Below are 3,062 nucleotides of genomic sequence, written 5' to 3'. Positions count from 1 at the left end.
CGGGATCCCGCCGGGGTTGGGGCCCGCGCCCCGCGCCCCATGCGCCGGGACTCCACAGGAGCCCCGGCGCATGAGTCATGAGTACGGACGCCCGGGCCGGTCCTTACGACAGGTGCGCCCGGACCTCCGCCGCCGCGTCGTGGCCGTAGGCCTTGGTGAAGCGGTCCATGAAGTGGGCGCGGCGCAGCGTGTACTCCTGGGTGCCCAAGGTTTCGATGACCAGCGTCGCGAGCATGCAGCCGACCTGTGCCGCGCGCTCCAGGCCGACGCCCCACGACAGACCCGAGAGGAAGCCCGCGCGGAACGCGTCGCCGACGCCCGTCGGGTCGACCTTGGAGTCCTCCTCCGGGCAGCCGACCTCGATGACGGGCTCGCCCTTCCGCTCGATACGCACCCCGCGGGAGCCGAGCGTGGTGACCCGGTGGCCGACGCGGCCGAGGATCTCCTCGTCGGTCCAGCCCGTCTTGGACTCGATGAGGCCCTTCTCGTACTCGTTGGAGAAGAGGTAGGTCGCCCCGTCCAGCAGTATCCGGATCTCGTCCCCGTTCATCCGCGCGATCTGCTGCGAGAAGTCCGCGGCGAACGGGATGCCCCGGGACCGGCACTCCTCGGTGTGCCGCAGCATCGCCTCCGGGTCGTCGGCGCCGATCAGCACCAGGTCGAGACCGCCGACCCGGTCCGCGACCGCCTTCAGCTCGATCTGCCGGGCCTCGCTCATGGCGCCCGTGTAGAAGGAACCGATCTGGTTGTGGTCCGCGTCGGTCGTGCAGACGAAGCGCGCGGTGTGCAGTACCTCGGAGATCCGTACCGACGACGTGTCGACCCCGTGCCGGTCCAGCCAGGCGCGGTACTCGTCGAAGTCGGAGCCGGCCGCCCCGACCAGGATGGGGCGGGTGCCGAGCTGGCCCATCCCGAAGCAGATGTTGGCGCCGACCCCTCCCCTGCGCACGTCGAGGTTGTCGACCAGGAAGGAGAGGGAGACCGTGTGCAGCTGGTCCGCGACCAGCTGGTCGGCGAAGCGGCCGGGGAAGGTCATGAGGTGGTCGGTGGCGATGGAGCCGGTGACTGCGATTCGCACGGCGAGGTGCTCCTGGAGGGAGGCGGCGAGCGTTGACAGTTAACGCTACCGGTTCCCGGCAGCCGCCTCGTAGTCGGAAACTACCCGATAGTAGGTCTTTTTTCCGTCACGCAACGATGCGTACGGTGCCCGTATGCCGAAGCACATCGCCCCGCGTGAGCTGCGGGAAACCGAAATCAGCCTGGCCGAGCTGCGCGGGGACAGCGCACGGATGGCGCCCCACTGGGCCGTACCGCCGGTCGCCGCTTCCGCCCCCGTGCCACCGTCGCTGATCCACGGCGTGGTGGTTTCCCCCGCCTCCGCCCGCCTGGTCGGAGCGATGTCCGTGTACGGCGACTGACGCCGCAGACGGGAACCGCACGCTCGCCCGCTCCGTCCCAGGGGTGTCCCCCGTTACGGGTCCCGAAGGAGCGATGCGGTGAGCAGTACAGAGCGGCCCCGGAAGAGTGCCGACGGCCCCGACCGCCCCGACGGCACCGACGGCCCGCGCAGGCGGCGGTCGCCGCTGGTGGTTGCCTCGGTGGCCGCGGCGGTGCTGATCGCCGGGGGCGGTGGTGCGTACTTCGCCATGACGGCGTCCGACGGCGGCGGCGACGTGCCGGGCGCCGACCGCAATCCGCCGGCGCTGGCGCTCGACGGCTATACGGAGAACGGGCCGCCCACGGGCATCGCGCCGGGCGAGCCCGACCCGAACGGTGTGGTGTACCGGGCCACGGGTGAGCTGCCGGACGGTCCGAAGGGGGCTCCGGTGTACCGGGCGGACGGGACCGTCGGCGCGGCAGAGGTGACCCGGCTGGCCGGGGCGCTCGGGGTGCCGGGCACACCGCGGCTGGTCGGGACCGTCTGGAAGATCGGCACGGAGATGGACGGCGGCGGGCCGCTGCTCCAGGTGAACCGGCAGGCGCCGGGGACGTGGACGTTCACCCAGTTCGGCCTGCCCAAGGGTGACAACTGTCTCAAGGGGAAGGCCTGCCCGTCGGGCGGGCCGGGCCCGAACGGGCCGGTCCCGGACGCGCCGGCGGCGACCGCCGGCACGCAGACGGTGAGCGAGGAGGCCGCGAAGAAGGCCGCCGCACCGGTGCTGGCGGCCGTGGGCCAGAGCGACGCCTCGCTGGACGCGAGCCAGACGATGGGCGCGATCCGCGTGGTGAACGCCGATCCGGTGGTCGGCGGGCTGCCGACGTACGGCTGGTCGACCGGCATCCAGGTGGGCGGCGACGGTCAGGTCGTCGGCGGCAGCGGGCAGCTGAAGAAGCCGCTGAAGGGCGCGGAGTATCCGGTCATCGGCGCGGAGGAGGCGCTGAAGCGGCTGAACGAGGCCGGGCGGGGCAATGCCCGGGTCGACATCGGCGGCTGTGCGACGCCGGCGCCGGTGGAGGGCCAGGAGAAGCCGGCCGCGCCGTGCGAGCCCAAGGGCGCTCCCGGCGGACCCGAGCAGATGACGATCACGAAGGCCGTCTTCGGGCTCGCGGTGCACTCGGTGGACGGCCGGTCCGCGCTGGTGCCGTCCTGGCTGTTCGACGTGGAGCCGAAGGGCGGTGCGCGTCCGTTCACGATCACGCACCCCGCGGTGGCTCCCGAGTACCTGAAGCCTGTGCCTCCTGCGACTCCTGCGCCCGAGCCGCCCAGCACGCAGCTTCCGTCGCCGAACCCGACGAAGCTCCCGGAGACGACCGTACGGGGCGTCGAGTCGTACGCCGTGTCTAAGGACGGGCGGACGCTGACCCTGCGTTTCTGGGGCGGGGTGTGCAGCGACTACTCGGCAGCGGCGGAGGAGAGCAGCACGCAGGTGAAGGTGAAGATCATCGAGTCGAGGCCCGACCCGGAGCGTGTCTGCATCATGATCGCCAAGGAGCTGACGGAGAAGGTGACCCTGGACAAGCCGCTGGGCGACCGCACCGTCATCGACGTCGAGAGCGGGGACGCCGTGCCCCGCAAGTGAGCGACCCAAGACACGCCGGAGGGCGGCGGCCCGGTCCCGGGC

General features: G+C 72.0%; 3 protein-coding genes. 2 read left to right on the top strand and 1 reads right to left on the bottom strand.

The window, feature by feature from the left end:
- Positions 1 to 103 precede the first annotated feature (103 nt).
- The gene (locus tag ACWGI8_RS42405) at positions 104 to 1,078 is read right to left on the bottom strand and encodes a carbohydrate kinase family protein (RefSeq protein WP_453668800.1); all 975 of its coding nucleotides are present in this window, start codon (positions 1,076 to 1,078) and stop codon (positions 104 to 106) included.
- Between the two features lie 133 nt (positions 1,079 to 1,211).
- Between ACWGI8_RS42405 and ACWGI8_RS42400 the strand changes: the two genes are divergently transcribed.
- Both ACWGI8_RS42400 and ACWGI8_RS42395 read left to right on the top strand, forming a co-directional pair.
- Positions 1,212 to 1,418 carry a hypothetical protein gene (locus tag ACWGI8_RS42400; RefSeq protein WP_453668799.1) on the top strand — a complete coding sequence of 69 codons (207 nt, stop codon included), beginning with the start codon at positions 1,212 to 1,214 and terminating at the stop codon, positions 1,416 to 1,418.
- A 78-nt stretch (positions 1,419 to 1,496) separates the two neighbouring features.
- Entirely contained in the window at positions 1,497 to 3,020 is a 1,524-nt protein-coding gene (locus ACWGI8_RS42395; protein ID WP_453668798.1) for a hypothetical protein, read from the top strand.
- The last annotated feature ends 42 nt before the right edge of the window (positions 3,021 to 3,062 follow it).

The sequence above is a fragment of the Streptomyces sp. NPDC054841 genome (assembly GCF_053611045.1).
Note: the sequence above shows the minus strand (reverse complement) of the source record. Positions and strands in the feature narration are given on the sequence as shown.

What these genes read in the sequence shown, in the direction of transcription:
- ACWGI8_RS42400 (WP_453668799.1), top strand. Translation starts at nt 1,212, where the DNA reads ATGCCGAAGCACATCGCCCCGCGTGAGCTGCGGGAAACCGAAATCAGC.